Annotated in this window: 18 protein-coding genes and 2 pseudogenes; 18 read left to right on the top strand and 2 right to left on the bottom strand. The window is 36.4% G+C overall.

Annotated elements, in window-relative coordinates:
• Positions 1–10: 10 nt before the first annotated feature.
• Positions 11–2,272, bottom strand: coding sequence for a cytochrome-c oxidase, cbb3-type subunit I (gene ccoN, locus ACWNCI_RS09320; protein ID WP_322924653.1), 2,262 nt, complete (start codon positions 2,270–2,272; stop codon positions 11–13).
• Between the two features lie 98 nt (positions 2,273–2,370).
• On the opposite strand from ccoN, the gene ACWNCI_RS09315 reads away from it, so the two are divergent.
• The 9 genes and pseudogenes from ACWNCI_RS09315 to ACWNCI_RS09275 form a co-directional block, all read left to right on the top strand.
• Positions 2,371–3,255, top strand: coding sequence for an AraC family transcriptional regulator (locus ACWNCI_RS09315; protein ID WP_322924655.1), 885 nt, complete (start codon positions 2,371–2,373; stop codon positions 3,253–3,255).
• Positions 3,256–3,302: 47 nt separating this feature from the next.
• On the top strand, positions 3,303–3,902 hold the full coding sequence (locus ACWNCI_RS09310; protein ID WP_449388084.1) for a Crp/Fnr family transcriptional regulator: 600 nt from the start codon (positions 3,303–3,305) through the stop codon (positions 3,900–3,902).
• A gap of 92 nt (positions 3,903–3,994) precedes the next feature.
• Entirely contained in the window at positions 3,995–5,728 is a 1,734-nt protein-coding gene (locus tag ACWNCI_RS09305; RefSeq protein WP_322924659.1) for a cbb3-type cytochrome c oxidase subunit I, read from the top strand.
• Positions 5,728–6,723: a cytochrome c gene (locus ACWNCI_RS09300; RefSeq protein ID WP_449388083.1), complete on the top strand. Its 996-nt coding sequence runs from the start codon at positions 5,728–5,730 to the stop codon at positions 6,721–6,723. Before ACWNCI_RS09305 ends, ACWNCI_RS09300 begins: the two co-directional genes overlap by 1 nt.
• A 1-nt stretch (position 6,724) precedes the next feature.
• On the top strand, positions 6,725–6,985 hold the full coding sequence (locus tag ACWNCI_RS09295; protein WP_322924663.1) for a hypothetical protein: 261 nt from the start codon (positions 6,725–6,727) through the stop codon (positions 6,983–6,985).
• An 11-nt stretch (positions 6,986–6,996) separates the two neighbouring features.
• A complete protein-coding gene (locus ACWNCI_RS09290; RefSeq protein WP_322924665.1) occupies positions 6,997–7,398 on the top strand; it encodes a hypothetical protein in 402 nt (133 codons plus the stop codon).
• Positions 7,399–7,483: 85 nt separating this feature from the next.
• Positions 7,484–7,849, top strand: a complete 366-nt coding sequence (locus tag ACWNCI_RS09285; RefSeq protein WP_322924666.1) for a DUF488 domain-containing protein — start codon at positions 7,484–7,486, stop codon at positions 7,847–7,849.
• A gap of 66 nt (positions 7,850–7,915) precedes the next feature.
• Complete coding sequence (locus tag ACWNCI_RS09280) at positions 7,916–9,166, top strand: chloride channel protein (protein WP_322924668.1); 1,251 nt, start codon at positions 7,916–7,918, stop codon at positions 9,164–9,166.
• Between the two features lie 49 nt (positions 9,167–9,215).
• Positions 9,216–9,481, top strand: a pseudogene (locus tag ACWNCI_RS09275) (glutaminase); the annotation flags it as partial.
• Here the strand turns inward: ACWNCI_RS09275 and ACWNCI_RS09270 are convergent.
• Positions 9,407–10,945, bottom strand: a pseudogene (locus ACWNCI_RS09270) (cbb3-type cytochrome c oxidase subunit I); the annotation flags it as partial. The pseudogenes ACWNCI_RS09275 and ACWNCI_RS09270 overlap by 75 nt on opposite strands.
• Positions 10,946–11,129: 184 nt before the next feature.
• Here ACWNCI_RS09270 and ACWNCI_RS09265 point away from each other — a divergent pair.
• From ACWNCI_RS09265 to ric, 9 genes are all read left to right on the top strand, one after another.
• A complete protein-coding gene (locus ACWNCI_RS09265) occupies positions 11,130–11,951 on the top strand; it encodes an alpha/beta fold hydrolase (RefSeq protein ID WP_449388082.1) in 822 nt (273 codons plus the stop codon).
• A gap of 124 nt (positions 11,952–12,075) precedes the next feature.
• Positions 12,076–12,984, top strand: a complete 909-nt coding sequence (locus ACWNCI_RS09260; RefSeq protein WP_449388081.1) for an alpha/beta fold hydrolase — start codon at positions 12,076–12,078, stop codon at positions 12,982–12,984.
• Between the two features lie 63 nt (positions 12,985–13,047).
• Positions 13,048–13,485, top strand: a complete 438-nt coding sequence (locus ACWNCI_RS09255) for a RidA family protein (protein ID WP_449388080.1) — start codon at positions 13,048–13,050, stop codon at positions 13,483–13,485.
• A gap of 431 nt (positions 13,486–13,916) precedes the next feature.
• Positions 13,917–14,348: an RrF2 family transcriptional regulator gene (locus tag ACWNCI_RS09250; protein WP_276161540.1), complete on the top strand. Its 432-nt coding sequence runs from the start codon at positions 13,917–13,919 to the stop codon at positions 14,346–14,348.
• A gap of 103 nt (positions 14,349–14,451) precedes the next feature.
• A complete protein-coding gene (nirK, locus tag ACWNCI_RS09245) occupies positions 14,452–15,489 on the top strand; it encodes a copper-containing nitrite reductase (RefSeq protein ID WP_322924679.1) in 1,038 nt (345 codons plus the stop codon).
• Positions 15,490–15,525: 36 nt separating this feature from the next.
• Positions 15,526–16,362, top strand: coding sequence for a formylglycine-generating enzyme family protein (locus ACWNCI_RS09240; RefSeq protein WP_322924680.1), 837 nt, complete (start codon positions 15,526–15,528; stop codon positions 16,360–16,362).
• On the top strand, positions 16,362–16,925 hold the full coding sequence (locus tag ACWNCI_RS09235; protein ID WP_449388079.1) for an SCO family protein: 564 nt from the start codon (positions 16,362–16,364) through the stop codon (positions 16,923–16,925). The genes ACWNCI_RS09240 and ACWNCI_RS09235 overlap by 1 nt, the downstream gene beginning before the upstream one ends.
• A gap of 20 nt (positions 16,926–16,945) precedes the next feature.
• A complete protein-coding gene (locus ACWNCI_RS09230) occupies positions 16,946–17,365 on the top strand; it encodes a c-type cytochrome (protein WP_322924684.1) in 420 nt (139 codons plus the stop codon).
• An 89-nt stretch (positions 17,366–17,454) separates the two neighbouring features.
• On the top strand, positions 17,455–18,180 hold the full coding sequence (gene ric / locus ACWNCI_RS09225; RefSeq protein WP_449388078.1) for an iron-sulfur cluster repair di-iron protein: 726 nt from the start codon (positions 17,455–17,457) through the stop codon (positions 18,178–18,180).
• Positions 18,181–18,280: the final 100 nt, after the last annotated feature.

Raw genomic sequence — 18,280 nt, 5'->3', positions numbered from 1 at the left:
TCATGTATATTTAATTGTTACCAGCTGTTTTTATATCGCTTGTTTTTATATCTGTACCTAATCTTTGCAGATAGGCTATAAGGGCTATAATTTCTTTCTTTTCTAGTTCACCTTGTGGCCTTTTGGCGTAGGCTTCTTTCAAGTCTGTAGCCTCCGAAAAAATATCTTTCACTATTATAGATGCCTGATTATCGGCCCATTTATCAGCTGAATCAATTTGGGCTTTTGTGTAAGGTACATCAAATGTATTTTTCATAAATTTTAGCTTATCGATCATTTTAGATCGATCTAAATTATTGGCTATTAGCCATGGATATCGAGGCATGATAGAACCGGCGGATGTGGACCTAGGGTTATACATATGTTTATAATGCCAAGAACTTGGGTTTTTACCACCTTCTCTATGTAAATCTGGTCCTGTTCTTTTTGAACCCCAAAGGAATGGTCTGTCATAAACAAATTCCCCAGCCTTAGAATACTGGCCGTTTTTGCCATTAAATCTTACAATCTCATCTCGGAATGGTCTTACAATTTGAGAGTGACAGGCATTACAGCCTTCGCGGATGTATAAATCTCTACCTTCTAATTCTAATGGGGAATATGGTTTTACCGCTGAAATTGTCGGTATATTTTGTTTAAGCATTAAAGTTGGTATAATTTCTACAGCTCCTCCAATTGATACTGCAATAAAAGATAAGACTGTGAATAAGACGGGCAATCTTTCCAACCAAAGATGGATACCTTCTCCCTCTTTCCTTTTATTACTAATATTGGCTAAGGCCGGTGCTTCGGCAGGCACTTCTTTTTGGAAAGAGCCTTTTCTAATAGTAGCTGTAAGATTAATGACCATTAAGATAGCACCTGAAAAGTAAAATAACCCACCTAAAAATCTCATTTTAAAATAAGGGATAATTGCCGTTACTGTATCTAACCAGTTTTTCCATAATAATGTCCCATCCGGGTTAAATTGTTTCCACATTAATCCTTGTGTAAATCCTGAAATATACATTGGTACTGCGTAGAAAATAATTCCTAAAGTTCCTAACCAGAAATGCCAGTTCGCCAGCTTAACAGACCATATTTTTGTTCTCCATAGGATTGGAATAAGGTAGTAGATCATTCCAAAAGCCATAAAACCATTCCATCCTAATGCTCCAAGGTGAACATGACCTATCACCCAATCGGTAAAGTGACCAATTTTGTTGATGTTTTTAGTCGCCAGTAGTGGTCCCTCAAAAGTTGCCATACCATAACAAGTAACTGCAACGACAAAGAATTTTAAAATAGGATTTTCTCGTACTTTATCCCAAGATCCTCTCAGAGTCAATAGTCCATTCAGCATTCCTCCCCATGATGGGGCAATCAGCATAATTGAAAAACCAGTACCTACAGCTTGTGCCCATGCTGGTATTGCTGTATATTGAAGATGATGTGGTCCTGCCCAGATATACACAAAAATTAACGACCAGAAATGAATAATTGAGAGTTTATACGAAAAAACAGGCCGTTCGGCTGCTTTTGGTAAAAAATAATACATTAATCCCAAAATTGGAGTGGTTAAAATAAATGCAACTGCGTTGTGACCATACCACCATTGTACAATAGCATCTTTTACTCCAGCATACGCAGAATATGATTTCCACCCCGTAAATGATAAGGGAACTTCAAGGTTATTGAATATGTAAAGCATTGCTACTGCAATCCAAGTTCCCAAATAAAACCAAATTGCAACATATAGATGTCTAACTCTTCTTTTTGTGATGGTTCCGAACATATTAAGTCCAAAAATTACCCATGAAAAAGTAAGAAGTATGTCGATTGGCCATTCATGTTCCGCATATTCCTTTGATGTATTGATTCCCATGAAGAAAGTAATAAATGTTACTACGACCATTAACTGCCACGTCCAAAAATGAATCCAACTTAATGTTTTGTTAAACATTTCTGTTTTTAAGAGGCGAGGTACAGAGTAGTATACCCCAATAAAAAAGCTGTTACAAACAAATGCAAAGATTACAGTATTTGTATGCAACATTCTTATTCGACCAAATCCGAAGGCTCCATTAGTATCTATCAATGCTTGGATACCTCCGTTTCTCAAGATATGAATAGATTGGTCATCTGTCCCAAAAATGAATTCAGGCAGTTCAGGGTAAAACAAAAGCAGAGCTGCAGTCAGTCCAAAGACGAATCCTATTAACGCAAAAACTATTGTTGCATATAAAAATGCACGTACTATGGTGTTATCATAGTAAAAATTCTGTGTTTCCATTATGTTCAAAGTTAATATACCACTATCATTTATTTATGGTGTTAATCATCGAAAAAATAGCTATTTTTATGATGATTAAAATATTACAGCAATAAAGTATGAAGGAGGTTTATCCAACATTTGAAATTGAAGGTCTGTCGACGTGTAATTCAATTAATGAAGTATTTACCATTGATAGATTTTCAGAATTTTTAGATCAAAATCCTGGAACAACAAAAGTTCATCGCCATTCTTTTTATCATGTTACCTATTTTGTAAAAGGATATGGTGAAAATTTAATCGACTTCAAAACATACGACGTTGCTCCAGAAAAGATTTTTTTTATGCGTCCGGGACAGGTTCATAGTTGGAGATTGGCTGAAAATACAGAAGGTTATGTAATTAATTTTTCCACTACTTTTTTTGATCAGTTGAAGATCAATTCTTCGTTAATTGATCAATTTCCATTTTTTAATTTATTTGAAAGTGACCAGATGGTAAATATTTCAAAGGAAAACCAACGTAAGTTGAAAGTTTGTTTTGAAAATATTATTACAGAAATGACTGACATTCAATCTTGGTCACAAATAATGATTGCATCTTTAATACTTCAGATTTGTGCACTTGCTGGAAAAGATACTATCTCCAAAACTATATTTATTGACACGAATTATAATTCTTTAATATTAAAGCAGTTTATAGAGATTTTAGAAACTAATTTTCATCAATATAAATTACCCAAAGATTATGCAACTTCTCTAAATATAACACCTAACCAATTGAACTTTATATGTAAGCAACAAATTAACCTATCAGCTGGTGAAATTATTAGAAATAGGATTATTCTGGAAGCTAAAAGACTTTTGGTGAATTTTGATTTATCAATTACAAATATTGCTGAAGCATTAAATTATTCAGACCCGTCTTACTTTGTAAAATTTTTTAAAAAATATACATCATTTACCCCCGAGGCCTTCCGAAAGCAATATTATAATAAGTATTAAAAATCATTCAATAGTATTATAAATTTAATAAATTACGATTAATAGAAATGATTTCTGAAAAACATATAAAAGATTATAATTACAATATCACGCAGTATAGTAGTGGAGATTTTATCTATGAGGAAAATTCAACCTGTAAGAGTTATTTTCAAATTATATCAGGAACGGTCAAGCTTAATAATTACAGTGAAGATGGAAAAGAATTCATTCAGAATATTATCAATGCACCACAAGGATTTGGCGAAGTCTTATTATTTATTAATGAAAAGTATCCAACTAATGCCATAGCCTTAACAGATTGTGAGATTATACAGATTTCTTCCAAAGATTTTTTTAAACTGTTGACTGAATATCCTAAATATGCGATAGAAATTAACAAAAGCCTTTCACGCAGGTTATATTATAAAATGATCATGTCTCAACATATATTTTCTAATGACCCTACTACGAGACTTAAAACTTTAATGAATTATTTTAAGAATATCTATTGCATAGAAAATGGTTTAAATTCCGAATATATTGTTCCGTTAACCCGCCAACAGATGGCAAATCTAACCGGATTGCGTGTAGAAACTGTTATACGAACTATTAAATTAATGGAAAAAAATAATCTGCTGAAGATAAAAAAAGGATTAATTTACTATTAAATAAACTAACCAGTTGTGATTTCAATCATAATAGAAAATTAAGCATTCAAAGTAGTTTTAAGTAAATAAAGTTGTTTCTTAAAACTTATACTATGAACGAACTTCTTAATGAGCCTGGTTTACAAATTACAATTGTTCTTTTTTTGATTCCCATCATTTTTGCACTTATTCTTATTTTAATAAGAGTAAATCGGATGATTTCTGATACATTGAAAAAAAAAGAACTTAAAAGGATATATGAGCATCTGAGTCATCTGCAGCCAGGCGAAATTTCTGCGTTGGAGGAACGAAAAAAAGAACTTGAATTCCAACTTTCAGGAAACGAACTTTCCGCAAATAAGCAAGTAAAAGACCCGCGTGGGTTAATAGACCAAGCAAATGAAATTCATGAAATCCGTTTTCTGCAAACCAAAAGAGAGGAGGGAAGGAATATTAAAATTCCGGATGAGGAAAAAAAATTAATCCTTTGGTTTCTTGGCACTAGTGTATTCTGGCTTTTTATGGGAACCACGGTTGGTGAATATCTTGGAATAAAATTTGTCGCTCCGGATGCTGACCATATCAGCTGGTTGAGTTTCGGAAGGCTTAGACCCGTACATACCAATATGGTTTTTTGGGGATGGGCATCTATGGCAATGGTAGGTTTCTCATATTATGTCATTCCAAGGGTGGGAAATACAAAAATTTTCAATCTTAAGATAGGATATGTGACTTTAATATTAATGAATTCTGCTGTATTTCTTGGTAGCGTTTGCTTAATGGCGGGAATCAATAATAGTGGCGGAGAGTACAGGGAATATATCTGGCCAGTTATGTTACTTTTTGCTACAGGAATTATAATTAGTATTTATAATCATATCAATACGATCGCGTTCCGAAAAACAGAAGAAATCTATGTTTCCAATTGGTATGTAGTCTCGGCTATGATGTTTGTTGTAGTCATATTGGTGGTTGCTTATCTTCCATTTTGGCAAGACGGTTTGGGAGAAACCATAACGCAGGGTTATTTTATGCATCAGGGAGTGGGGATGTGGTTTATGTTTTTCAATTTGGGATTAATGTATTATTTTCTTCCACAAGAGTTGAACAGTCCGGTGTATTCTTATAGTTTGAGTATACTTGCGTTTTGGACACAGATTTTATTTTATACTCTCATTGGGACACATCATTTTATTTTTAGTGCTATCCCATGGTGGATGCAGACTATTGCTATTGTTGCTAGTGTGGGCATGGTGATTCCTGTTGCAGCAGGTAGTATTAATTTTATGATGACAATTCGTGGGTCATGGCATCGCTTGAAACTGAGTTATGTACTACCTTTTTATGTAGTTTCTATTATTTTTTACTTTACAGGCTCAATGCAAGGAACGGCAGAAGCTTTCAGATCTACCAATCTATTATGGCATTTTACTGATTTTACGGTAGCCCATTCACACTTAACGATGTACGGGATTATTACATTTATGCTATGGTCTTTCACTTATACCTTAGTACCAAGACTTACTTCATGTGAACCACCAAGTATTACCGTCGGATTACATTTTTGGTTAGCTTTGGTTGGGGTTTTAGTATATACCGTTTCACTAATGATAGGCTCTACAGAAAAAGGAATGATGTGGATGGAGAAACAACCGTTTATTGAAGGAGTTATGCATATGATGCCTTTCTGGCTCTGGAGAGCGATCGGGGGAACAATGATGTGGTTGTCACACATCATCTTTGCTTATAATTTTTACAGAATGATAAAGCCCAAAAAAGAAATTAAACTTCCTCAGACACCAGACGATATTTTAGAAATCATTCACAATAAAAAAACAAAAGCATAATGGATTTTTTTAGTGATCATAAGAAACTTTTTTCTTCAGCATTGGCATTTTTCCTTTTTCTGACCCTGTTTATATGCATATTTCCTGCATTGAACAACCAAAAAGTATATCAACCTTTACAGGGAAGTAAACCTCTTACAGAAGAAGAAAGCCGTGGGAAATCAATTTATATCCGTGAAGGTTGTGTAGCATGTCATACTCAGCAGGTTCGTAATGTAGACATGGACCAAGTATTCGGTAACCGTCCAAGCCTGGCTGCAGATTATGCCAGAAACAAAAGACTCAATCTTTTCCAGAATACTGCTACCCTCATGGGAACAGAAAGAACAGGTCCCGATCTTACCAATATCGGAGCCCGACAATCTAGTAAAGACTGGCAATACTCCCACCTATTCAACCCCAGATCTGTAGTTCCCCAATCGATCATGCCTTCTTATAAATGGTTATTCCTAATTAAAGATCAACTTGATCCTGGAGATAAGGAAATCAGTCTTCCTGACGCATTTAAAAAAGGAATTAAAGGAAAAGTTGTTCCATCAAAAGATGCCAGTGACCTGGTGGCATATCTTCTCAGTCTTAAACAGACCGAACTTCCTAAGAGTATTCCGGCAAGAGAATTTTTGTACAAAAAAGAAGAGAAAAAAACTGAAGGAAGTGTTGGAGGAGATAATCTTCCTGATGGAGAAGCTTTATTTGTAGCCAATTGTGCCACCTGTCACCAGGCAACCGGAGAAGGAGTTCCGGGAGCATTCCCACCATTGAAAGGTGACAAAGTAGTCTTAGGAGATAATTTGGAACTGTATGTTACTATTATTATGAAAGGATATAACGGTCTGGCACCTCAATTTGGAGAAATGCCAGCAGTAGGGACCAATGCTAATTTCAAACCTGAAGATGTGGCTGCTATCATTAATCATGAAAGAACAAGCTGGGGAAATAATGGTAAGAAAGTAACTGCTGAAGAAGTAAAAACAATCATGGATAAAATAAAATAGTATGAAAAAATTAAAGTTTATAATTCCTATTTTTGTTCTTTGGACTGAATATGTTCAGGCTTGTGATGCCTGTAGGCTTCAGCAACCCAAAATAACCCAAAACTTTACACATGGTACGGGTCCTGAATCAAACTGGGATTGGGTTATTGTGACAATTATTACAATAATTACCCTAGGAACATTGTTTTATTCTTTCAAATTCTTAATCAAACCAAACGAGAATAGCAAGAAACATATCAAAAATAATATATTGGATTTTTAAATCTTAGAAAAATGTCAAAACATAATGCCGTAGTCTTTTTATATATAGATGAGGAACCGAATCCTATTGCTGAACTTCAGACTCCTATAGTTTTCAATCTCGATACCACGAAATTGGCAGACGGAGAACACACTTTAAAAATTGTTAGCAAATTTGATAATAAAGAAGGCCTGAAAATTACTCGTTTTAATGTGCGTAATGGACCGATCATTCATATGGAGGGGCTATCTAACAATGAAACCGTCAACGGAATATTACCATTGATGATCAATGCGTATGATACAGGTAGAAATCAGAGTTTTATTATTAAAGGAAGTGAAAACCCGAGAACTATTCCAGTTTGGGTTTGGGTTATCGCTTTGATATTTATAGCTTGGGCAGCTTTTTATATTGTTACGAATTTTAGTCTTTAAATTAAATATTTGTCTATTTTTATTAACCTAGTCACGATAAATTTTGACGATTTTTTTAATTTATTTAACATTAATACTACACTGAATGAAAATAAAACTCAAAAGAATCTATGAAACTTTTTCTCCTACAGATGGATACCGTGTTTTAGTAGATAGATTATGGCCTCGAGGAATCTCTAAAGAAAATGCCCATATTGAAGAATGGAATAAAGAGTTAGCTCCTTCTAATGAACTCCGAAAGTGGTTTCACCATGATCCTAAACTTTGGAAGGGTTTTTCAGAAAAATACGAAACCGAACTCAAAGAAAATGGTTCTGGAAAAGAATTTCTAAATCGAAATAAAAAACAAGATATCATCACTTTGGTCTATGGTGCTAAAGATGAGCAGCATTGCCATCCTTTGATTTTAAAAAAATATTTAGAAAATTTGATTTTAAATGATAAAATATGATAGATTTCTTTTTGAATCCATCTATCCAGCACCTAATTTTGTGAAAAAATTGAATTTATATTGGTAATGAAAAGAAAAAGCATACAAAGACACCATTATTTCAGATTAATTTTAATTTCTATCATAATAAGTATCTGCGCTTCTTTTCTAGGATACTCATTAAAGTTAATTACTGAATATTTTCAAAAGCTCATATTTCATTTTGCAGAAGAAGAAAATACCTTAATTTTTATTTTTCTGCCAACGATTGGGATTACAGCAATCTACTTTTTAAGAAAATACTTTTTTTTGAATAGAAAAAATAAAGGAATCACCGAAATTTACAAAACTCTTGATCAAAGAAAAAATCATCTACCTCTTTTCAAGATTCCATCACATTATTTTAATGGATTTCTTACTGTAATCTTCGGCGGTTCCACTGGAATTGAAGTATCTACGGTCGTTGCAACAGCAACTCTAGGAAATACGATATACGAAAAACATTTTTCTGCAAATATTTATAAATTGGAACTTATTAGTGCTGGGGTTGTTGCTGGGGTAAGTATTTTATTTGGAAGTCCAATTGCTGGGTGGCTTTTTGCTATGGAAGTAATTGCAAGAAAGTTTAATAAAACACTTTTTATAAGCTGTACTGCATCTGCTACCATTTCCGCTATTTTTCTTTGTTTTATAAAAAGTGAACCATTACTCTCTTTTGAAATTACTGGATGGAAATGGACTGCGCTTCCGTTTTTTGTAATCTTAAGTTTATTAGGAGGTGTTTTATCTGTTTATTTTACAGTTTTAGTTATTAAGATTAAAGATTTTTTTTCAGGAATTTCCAATAATTTTTTGAGGGTAAATTTAGGAGCTTTAATTGTAGGGGGGCTAATATTTTGTTTTCCGTTTTTGTATGGCGATAGTTATCATTCATTATCGGAAATTCTCAACCATCCCAAGAGTTACTCCTTTCTTTTTCTTCTTTTTCTAATTTTATTAAAACCATTAGCTTCTGCTCTAACTCTTGGCGCTGGAGGAGATGGTGGTGTTTTTGCGCCTAGTATTGTTGCAGGTGCATTCTTGGGACTTACCTTTGCTCTTTTTTGCAATACTTTTTTTGGAACATCTTTAATTTATGTAAATTTTGTGTTGGTTGGGGCTGCCGCTACTTTATCAGCATCTATTTATGCTCCTTTAACTGCACTTTTCTTGGTATGTAATCTAGCACCTAACGGATATGTGTTATTCTTTCCAGTATTATTAGGATGTTGGGCTTCGCAAAACTTAGCTAGGAGAATTATACCCTATAATGTATATTCATATGATATTAAAAGCTAATAATGTCTGTTTTCTTTTCTTAAAAGTGTGTAAATTAAACAAATAATTTATGCAAACATACGGGTTTTATGACGAATCAGGAGAATTTGCCTTCCGAGTTGGTTTGCCTGGAAAAAGTGGCGTACGGAGCGAAATTGTAGCAACATGCCTAAACATTATATCGTTTCGGTATGGTTTCCAAAATTAAATTTAAAAGGAAACTCGTACAGAGGAATGAAATCCTTGGAAGAATTAACGAGAGTATCCTTCTTTAATAGAGGCTACCGATTGCATAATACCTATAGGAAGAAGGCTTATCGTCACCATAACCAATAATCCGATATTGGTCAGCCAGAAAGCCCAACCAATTAATTTGTCATTCCATTGGCGGTCCGGGTACAGACCTCTGAGGACAAACATCATTAATCCGATTCCTAAAATTCCATATACGCCGAACAGGGCAGCATGGCCATGAACGGCCGTTGTGTTTAATCCTTGGATATAATACAGGGCAATCGGAGGATTGATGGCAAATCCGAAGATTCCTGCTCCTAGGAAATTCCAGAAGCACATGGCGATAAAACAATATATTGGCCATTTGTAAGCCTGAATCCATTTTGTAGATTTGCTGAGCTGATAATTCTGATAGGCTTCATAACCAATCAGGACAAGAGGTACAATTTCCAATGCACTGAAGGTAGCCCCCAAAGCAAGCACAGCAGTAGGCGTAGCGCTGAAATACAGGTGATGGAAAGTACCTAAAATACCTCCGCCAAGGAAAATAATAGTAGAAAATAATACGGCATTGGTAGCTGATTTCAGGCGTAATAATCCCAATCTTGTAAATAAGAATGCCGCCACTACGGTAGCAAAAACTTCAAAGAAACCTTCTACCCAAAGGTGTACAACCCACCATCTCCAATATTCGGCAATAGCCATATGAGTTTGCCTTCCATACATCAGACCGGCGCCATAGAACATGGCAATTGCTACAGAAGAAAGAGTAAACAAAAGGAGTAAGTGGCGGTCTCCGTCTTTACGTCTTAAAGCAGGAAGTAATGCTCTTACCATCAAAATCAGCCAGAGAATCAGCCCGATCAGCAATAAAATCTGCCAGATTCTCCCCAGTTCTACATACTCATATCCCTGATGTCCCCATAAAAAGTTATCTACCAACCCTAATTTTTGCATCACTCCCAGCCATTGCCCGGTTAAAGATCCTAACACAACGATCAGTAACGCTCCAAACAATACATTGACACCCAATTTCTGATATTTGGGCTCATATCCTGAAACCGCTGGTGCTATATACAATCCCGTAGCCAGCCATGAGGTAGCAATCCAGAATATTGCCAGTTGGACATGCCAGCTTCTGGAAACAGATTGAGGAAGAAACTGATCTAAAGGAATGCCGTAGAAACCACTTCCTTCGACTCCATAATGGGCTGTAATGACTCCGGCAAGCATCTGAACCAGGATTAGTAAGGCAAACACCCAGATATATTTTAAAGTAGCTTTCATAGATGGAGTAGGCTTCATATTCCGCAGAGGATCTTCAAGAGGAAGCGCTTCGTTGATTTCTTCCTCTTTATTCCTTGCGTGATAAAATACCAGAAGTCCAACACAAGCCAACAGTAACAATACACTGAATCCTGACCACAGGTGAAGCGATGGAGGTGGAACATTTCCTACAGCCTCATCATGAGGCCAGTTGTTGGTATAGGTGACATCATCTCCGGGTCTTTCTGTGATGCAAACCCAGGTACTCCATGCAAAAAAGGCATTCATTCTGGCCATCCTTCCTCTAAGGCTGTGCTTTTTTAATGTTTTGTTCCTTACAATTAGCTATTCGAGGAGGCTATAAACTCTTTTGGGCAAAAAGTGCAATTCAAAGTGAAAACCGTCCATTGATGCGCCTTCGAAATTACCCCAACTTTGCAATATCAAAAGAAAACAATAGTAATAACAATTAAATAATACAGACATGAACAAGTTTACAGTAAAAGACGGAACAGAAATTTATTTCAAAGATTTAGGCGAAGGACAACCCATATTTTTCCATCATGGATGGCCATTGTCATCCGATGATTGGGATGCACAGATCATGTACTTCCTGGAAAAAGGATTTAGAGTTATTTCACATGACAGAAGAGGGCACGGAAGATCGACTCAAACCTATAAGGGAAACGATATGGACACGTATGCAGCTGACGTCGCAGAATTGGTAGCGTTCCTGGATTTAAAAGATGTTATCCATGTAGGACATTCAACAGGTGGGGGTGAAGCGATTCGATATGCATCTAAATATGGTAAGGACAGGGTTTCCAAGTTAGTTTTGATTAGCGCGGTTACTCCCTACATGATAGCAGATGAGAATAACCCGAAAGGAGTTCCTTTAGCTGTATTTGATGATATCCGTCACAATACCCTGCACAACAGACAGCAATTCTATCATGACCTAACCGTGCCTTTCTACGGTTACAATAGGGAAGGTACTGACATAAAAAAAGGCATTCAGGACAACTGGTGGAGACAGGGAATGATGGGTGGTATCAAGGCGCAATATGATTGTATCAAGGTGTTTTCAGAGACTGATTTTACAGAAGATCTAAAAACTGTAGATGTACCTGTACTTGTCCTGCATGGTGATGATGACCAAATTGTTCCCTACGCTACGACAGCGGTTAAAGCAGCACAGCTCCTTAAAAATGGAAAACTCATCATCTATCCCGGTTTCTCCCATGGAATGCCTACCATTAATGCTGATGTGATCAACCGTGATATTCTAGCATTTATCAACGGGTAATATTTCAAGGGCAAAAAGTACAATACAAAGGGGAAACGATCCATTGTTGCGCGGTTGAAATTAATCCAACTTTGTATTATCAAAATAACAAAAAAACAACAAGAATAATATAATATCAAAAATCATGAAAAATTTAATCTTAGCATTCACACTGTTTACAACTTTAATCTCAAGCTCATTAATAGCACAAACTAAAAGAACTCCGGCATCACTGGGCCGGGAAGAATATATCGAAGTAGAAAAAAATGTTCGACTGCATGTAACGGATCTTGGCGAGGGAGAACCTATTGTCTTGGTTCACGGCTGGCCTTTAAGCGACGCGATGTATGAATACCAATATGCCGATTTTATACAGAAAGGATACCGCGTGATTGGGATTACATTGAGAGGCTTCGGCCTTTCTGATAAACCGGGAGGAAAATATAATTATGATGTTTTTGCGGATGACATCAAAGTTATACTGGATAAACTAAAAATTGAAAATGCAACAATAGGTGGTTTTTCTATGGGAGGTGCAACAGTAATTCACTATGTGGCTAAATATAATGCCGCTCACGTTTCAAAAATGGCTCTTTTCGGAGCAGCAGCACCGATCTGGACAAAACGAGCTGACTTTAACTATGGTCAATGGACCAAGGAAGATGTTAACGGATTGATCAATCTGAACAACACCAACCGTCCGGAACTATTCGCCACTTTCGGTAAGATATTTCCAGCAAATGAGAACAGCGTTTCGCAAGGTCTGGGCACATGGTTAGGAGGCATCCAGGCACAGGCATCACCTTATGCAATGGCTGAAGGACTAAAAACATTGAGAGACAGTGATCTGCGCGGTGATTTGAATAAAATAACCATTCCCACTTTAATCCTGCACGGTAAGTTGGATAAAATCTGTTCGTATGACCTTGCTGAACAAATGCATTCCTTACTTAAAAACTCAACTTTGGTTCCTTTGGAAAAAAGTGGTCATGCCCTGTTTATCGAGGAGCTGGATAAATTTAATGGCGAGTTATTAAACTTCATCAAAGAATAAGATAATTCAAGCATGAGGTTAGTATAAAAGCTAATCTCATTTTTTTGTGTAAAATCAATTAGAATGCAAAAATTCCTATTACTTCTAACAACACTGCTATTATTTTCGTGTAGCACAAAATCAAAGATAATAGCGTTAAAACATACCAGCTTGCCAATAGAATCAGGCCCTTATAGCCATTCAACCAGTTATGGCAATCTTATTTTTGTATCGGGTCAAATTGGTTTAGACCAAAAAACCAATACACTTAAAAGAAGTGTCGAGGAACAAATGGTTCAGATCATGGAAAATCTGAAAATTATTTTAAAAAATAATCAATCCGATTTTCAGCACATTACCAAAACAACAATCTATTTGACGGATATGAAACAATTTGAAACTGTCAACAAAATTTATGGCAGTTATTTTAAAAATAGTTTGCCTGCAAGAAGTACGGTTGAAGTCTCTTCATTAGCTAGAGGTGCGGCAGTTGAGATTGAATGTATTGCTGTTAAAAGATGACTTTCTTAATACAGGATATAGATCTTCATAGGTGTGGAATGGCAGATTTTCTGATCATCAGTCCGTCGTTTCCAATTGCTGATTATCTATAAAAATCCTCGTCCTTCGAAAAGGATACTCACTACAAAAATGATATTATCAATCTTTGTCCGACAGAAATACCCACAATATTACCTTGTAATTATGATTGAAATGGTAAATTATTACTAAAATTGCGTTATCAAAGATGATACTTTTTCGTTTCCTATAGATATATTTTTTTGTTATAAAAAAATGTTTCCCGAGAAATAGATTTCCTGCAACGAAAGGGAGCATTACCCAATGGTAATGTGCTGAGTAGCAAATTATGACAATAATCATTAAAAATAAAATACCTTTTACTCTTTTATTTGAAAAACTTGTTTTACTTTTGTCATATAAAATAATAGAGAATGTTTTCCAAAACCTGTGAATATGCCATCCGTGCACTCATTTATGTCGCGCAGAAGTCTAAAGACGGAAGCAGGATCGGGATTAAAGATATTGCATCGGGGATTGATTCACCGGAATATTTCATTGCAAAAATTCTTCAGGATTTAAGCAGAAAAGACTTTGTGCAATCGGCCAAGGGACCTAATGGCGGTTTTTATATGGATGATAACAATTTAGGATTATCCATTGCCGATATTGTGAGGGAAATTGATGGTAACAAGCTGTTCTCAGGTTGTGGGTTGGGATTAAAGGAATGCTCGGAAAATCATCCTTGTCCTATTCATAATGAATTTAAGCACATAAGGCAGGCTATACAAGTAATGCTGGAAGGATCAAAGATTCAGCTGTTTGTAGAAAACCTGGATTTAAAGCTTACATTCCTGAAAAAATAAAAAAAATTAATTTAATAAAATACTAAAAGGTGTTTTTATCTTATTAAATATAATTGATACAATAAAAAACCTCGTAAGTTAAAATTACTATAATAATTCCATCATGAAAAAGACACTGTTCATCACCGCTATTTTGTCATCATTTATCAGCCTGATTTCCTGTGGGCAAAATGCTTCCGACAACTCTGAAAATAAAACTGATACTGAAAAAATAAAAACAGACGGGACAACAGAAATTCAACAGTCTGTTGCTCCGCCAAATGTTCCCGCACCGGTTGGAAGCCGTGCTTCGAAAAAAGTGATCGTCAAGCTGGAGACGATTGAAAAGACAGGAGATCTTGCAGACGGAACACAATATCATTTCTGGACCTTCAACGGAACGGTTCCTGGAAGTTTTATCCGCGCCAGAGTGGGAGATGAGATCGAGCTTCACCTAAAGAATAATGAAAACAATACATTCCCACATAATATCGATCTTCATGCGGTAAATGGTCCCGGCGGTGGGGCAGAAGCTACTTTTGTTGCTCCGGGAACAGAAAAAATATTCAATTTTAAAGCGTTGAATCCGGGGCTTTACGTATACCACTGCGCAACGGCACCTGTAGGAATGCACATTGCCAATGGCATGTACGGCCTCATCCTGATTGAGCCTGAAGGCGGGCTTCCAAAAGTAGATAAAGAATTCTATATCATGCAGGGAGATTTCTATACCAAAGGAAAATTCGGGGACAAAGGTTTGCAGGAGTTTGATATGGACAAAGCAATTGCTGAACATCCTGAATATGTCGTTTTTAACGGAAAAACAGGCACCCTGCTGGGAGATGGAGAATTGCAGGCAAAAGTAGGGGAAAACGTTCGTTTCTTCGTTGGGAATGGCGGACCTAATCTTACTTCATCTTTCCACGTCATTGGAGAAATTTTTGATAGAGTATATATGGAAGGAGGTAGCAAAATTAATGAAAATGTACAGACTACAATAATTCCTCCAGGAGGAGCATCTATTGTAGAGTTCAAAGCAACGGTTCCTGGAGAATATGTAATTGTTGATCACGCGATCTTCCGAGCCTTTAATAAAGGTGCATTAGGTAAAATAAAAGTGACCGGACCAGAAAATCCTGCTGTTTACAAAAAAAATCCATAGTTAATATTGTTTACTGAGGTTTTAATTCTGGGAAAAATGAAAATTCTAATCAGCATATTAAGAATATTTACGGTTACCGCATTAATTTCCTGTGGCCAAAACAAAACTATTCCTGATGCGAAACCTCAGATTTTTGTACTGAAGCCTGTTGCAGATGCTAAGAAAATGGTGAAGGTTCAGGGCGGGACATATGAAGCTTTCATTGGTAAAGATACAGGGAGAATTATAAAAGTAGAATCTTTTTATATGGATGACAGTCCAGTAACCAATTCGGAGTATCTCACGTTCCTGAAGAAAAATCCACAATGGGCAAGAAGCAAAGTGCTGCGGTTGTATGCAGACAGTACCTATCTGAAGCATTGGAAAAACGATTATGAAATACCTGAAAACCTTGATCCCGAATCGCCGGTAACCAATATATCCTGGTTTGCAGCGGAAGCTTATGCCCAAAGTGTAGGAAAACGTCTTCCCACCATTGATGAATGGGAATACGTGGCACTGGCCGACCAAAATTCGCGCAATGCGTCAAAAAAACCGCAGTTTACCGACTATGTGCTGAGATCTTATCAGAAAAAGGACAAAACCAGACAGCTGGTAAAACACGAAAAGCCCAATTATTACGGTGTTTACAATATGTACGGTATGGTTTGGGAATGGACCTACGATTTTAATTCGGTAATGATGAGCGGGGAATCGAGAAAAGATAACACCACCAATGAGAATCTTTTTTGTGCAGGAGCAGCAGTTACTTCATCAGACCTCAGGAATTATGCTGCATTCGTGCGCTATGCATTAAGAGGAAGCCTAAAAGCAAATTACTGTCTCAACAATCTAGGTTTCAGATGTGCCAAAGATTATAAAAATTTTAAATAATGAAAAGTATACTATACATTCTGCTTGCGATGACAGTGTTATCCTGCAGTAAAAAAAATGAAGAAATAAGCTCGGATTCCATTTACAACGTCAGTTCAAAATGGCAGAAACAGGATGGTAATGCCATTACTTTTTCCGACTTCAAAGGAAAAGTGATTGTTACCGTAATGATTTTTACTTCCTGTAAAACGGCCTGCCCGAGACTGACAGCCGAAATGAGGGCAATTTCAGAAAAAGTGGGAAAAACAAATCCGGAAGACATCAGTTTCCTGCTGATTTCCATTGACCCGGAAACCGATACGCCGGAAGTGATGAAAGCTTATCTAGCAGTCAACAGATTTGATGACAAAAAGTGGACCTTCATCCGAAGCAATGAAGTCGACACCCGTGAACTTGCCAATATAATGGCAGTGAAATACAAAGAAATTTCTCCCATAGAATTTTCACACTCCAATATCATCAGTGTTTATTCCAAAAAAGGAACACTTGCTTTTCAGCAGGAAGGGCTGGACACGGATAATGATGCCATCGTAAAAGAAATTAGAAAACAAATAGAATTGTAACCCGTTAAAAATTTTAAACAATGAAAAATGTATTTATGACAGCAATGCTGTTATCGCTCACGATCATCTCCTGCTCAGATAAAAAAGATACTGATCCTGTACCCGTTGCCGAATCCAATACCATGCTGGAAGAGCCGAAACCGGTAGACTCGGCAGCCGTTGCCGCAAAAGAAGCACCCGCATCTCCTGAAGCCGAAGGAAAAGCTCTTGTGGAAGGGGCAGACTGCCTGTCTTGTCATAAAGTAGACTCCAAATTAGTAGGTCCGGCTTACCAGGATGTTGCTGGAAAATATACGGATGCTGATATAGATCACCTTGCACAGAAAGTTATTGACGGAGGTAAAGGTGTTTGGGGAGAAATTCCGATGACGCCGCATGCAGGACTCAGTAAAGAGAATGCACAAAAAATGGTGAAATATATCCTTTCAATGAAAAAATAATGGTTAAAAGGCTCGTTGCAGTTACGCTGCTTTACAGGCAAAAAAATAAAAAAAATTTATAATAATAAAAGATAAAAAAGTATTTAATTATGAATATCAAAACAGATTTTATAGGAGAGATTGTTGCAGAAGATTTCAGAACGGCAGCAATTTTCAAGAAACATGGTATCGACTTTTGCTGCAAAGGAGACAGAACAATTGAAAATGCCTGTGAAACCAAAAAGCTGGATGCACAAAACATCTATAAAGAGATTGAAAATCTCCCGCAAAATGTTGCATCATCCATTGATTTTAAAAGCTGGCCCCTTGATTTACTGGCAGACTATATAGAGAAAACACACCACCGCTATGTAGCAGAAAAGACACCTGTCCTTCAACAGTTTTTAGATAAGCTCTGCAAAGTACACGGAGGGCATCACCCCGAATTGTTTCAGATCAGGGAACTTTTTGATACTTCTGCTCAAGATTTAGGAGCACATATGAAGAAAGAAGAGCTAATGCTTTTCCCATTCATCAAAAATATGGTGAAGTCTGAGATAGATGGAGGCGCCATTCCGCAGCCCCATTTCGGTACCGTGGAAAATCCTGTCAATATGATGAAGCACGAGCATACGGTAGAAGGTGAACGCCTGAGAAAAATTGCAGAGCTTACTGATGAATATACGCCGCCTGCAGATGCCTGCAATACCTATAAAGTAGCCTTTGCAATGCTTCAGGATTTCGAAAACGATCTTCACCGGCATATTCATCTTGAGAATAACATCCTCTTTCCGAAAGCCATCGAATTGGAAAAAGAATTATCAGCAACATATTAACACGCGGTTTGTTTAACATTGGTCATTAAGGTGTAAAAATGAGGAATTCTTAACACAGAATCATCACCTTGACCATTTAAACAAATTCTAAGAATTAAAA

Source organism: Chryseobacterium lineare (assembly GCF_977014045.1).
The sequence above is the reverse complement of the archived record's forward strand: the minus strand, read 5'-3'. Positions and strand labels throughout refer to the sequence as shown.

Excerpts from the sequence above, each read along its gene's own strand:
- ccoN (WP_322924653.1), bottom strand. The coding sequence starts at position 2,272 with ATGGAAACACAGAATTTTTACTATGATAACACCATAGTACGTGCATTT.
- ACWNCI_RS09315 (WP_322924655.1), top strand. The coding sequence starts at position 2,371 with ATGAAGGAGGTTTATCCAACATTTGAAATTGAAGGTCTGTCGACGTGT.
- ACWNCI_RS09310 (WP_449388084.1), top strand. The coding sequence starts at position 3,303 with ATGATTTCTGAAAAACATATAAAAGATTATAATTACAATATCACGCAG.
- ACWNCI_RS09305 (WP_322924659.1), top strand. The coding sequence starts at position 3,995 with ATGAACGAACTTCTTAATGAGCCTGGTTTACAAATTACAATTGTTCTT.
- ACWNCI_RS09300 (WP_449388083.1), top strand. The coding sequence starts at position 5,728 with ATGGATTTTTTTAGTGATCATAAGAAACTTTTTTCTTCAGCATTGGCA.
- ACWNCI_RS09295 (WP_322924663.1), top strand. The coding sequence starts at position 6,725 with ATGAAAAAATTAAAGTTTATAATTCCTATTTTTGTTCTTTGGACTGAA.
- ACWNCI_RS09290 (WP_322924665.1), top strand. The coding sequence starts at position 6,997 with ATGTCAAAACATAATGCCGTAGTCTTTTTATATATAGATGAGGAACCG.
- ACWNCI_RS09285 (WP_322924666.1), top strand. The coding sequence starts at position 7,484 with ATGAAAATAAAACTCAAAAGAATCTATGAAACTTTTTCTCCTACAGAT.
- ACWNCI_RS09280 (WP_322924668.1), top strand. The coding sequence starts at position 7,916 with ATGAAAAGAAAAAGCATACAAAGACACCATTATTTCAGATTAATTTTA.
- ACWNCI_RS09265 (WP_449388082.1), top strand. The coding sequence starts at position 11,130 with ATGAACAAGTTTACAGTAAAAGACGGAACAGAAATTTATTTCAAAGAT.
- ACWNCI_RS09260 (WP_449388081.1), top strand. The coding sequence starts at position 12,076 with ATGAAAAATTTAATCTTAGCATTCACACTGTTTACAACTTTAATCTCA.
- ACWNCI_RS09255 (WP_449388080.1), top strand. The coding sequence starts at position 13,048 with ATGCAAAAATTCCTATTACTTCTAACAACACTGCTATTATTTTCGTGT.
- ACWNCI_RS09250 (WP_276161540.1), top strand. The coding sequence starts at position 13,917 with ATGTTTTCCAAAACCTGTGAATATGCCATCCGTGCACTCATTTATGTC.
- nirK (WP_322924679.1), top strand. The coding sequence starts at position 14,452 with ATGAAAAAGACACTGTTCATCACCGCTATTTTGTCATCATTTATCAGC.
- ACWNCI_RS09240 (WP_322924680.1), top strand. The coding sequence starts at position 15,526 with ATGAAAATTCTAATCAGCATATTAAGAATATTTACGGTTACCGCATTA.
- ACWNCI_RS09235 (WP_449388079.1), top strand. The coding sequence starts at position 16,362 with ATGAAAAGTATACTATACATTCTGCTTGCGATGACAGTGTTATCCTGC.
- ACWNCI_RS09230 (WP_322924684.1), top strand. The coding sequence starts at position 16,946 with ATGAAAAATGTATTTATGACAGCAATGCTGTTATCGCTCACGATCATC.
- ric (WP_449388078.1), top strand. The coding sequence starts at position 17,455 with ATGAATATCAAAACAGATTTTATAGGAGAGATTGTTGCAGAAGATTTC.